This window comes from Lacinutrix cladophorae, from assembly GCF_053604645.1.
Genome location: NZ_JBSHNR010000046.1, coordinates 1 through 365, shown reverse-complemented (window position 1 = coordinate 365; position 365 = coordinate 1). Strand labels below are relative to the sequence as shown.

Here is a 365-nt window from a genome sequence, read left to right as displayed (position 1 = left end):
CAGATTGTGATGGCGATGGTGAAACTAATGGAGACGATCCAGCACCATATGATCCATGTGTAGGAGGAGAATTAGCGAATGTTGATTTATCAGACAATAATACAGACTGGTATAATGCAGATTGTGATGGTGATGGTGTGCTAAACGGTACGGAAGTTGATCCAGATGGAGACGGTACAGCTGGTCCTGATGGAACAGATCCAACCGATCCATGTGATTACAACTTAGCAGATGTTACAGTAACTCCAACTGGAGATTGGTTAACAGCAGATTGTGATGGTGATGGAGAACCAAACAGTACCGATACAGATCCATTTGATCCATGTGCTGGTGATACAGATATCGTAACTATTCCAGATCCTGCA

At 43.3% G+C, this 365-nt stretch carries 1 pseudogene; it reads left to right on the top strand.

Going from position 1 to position 365, the window contains the following annotated elements:
- Positions 1 to 365 (top strand): annotated as a pseudogene (locus tag ACVC3Y_RS00290) (hypothetical protein); the annotation flags it as partial.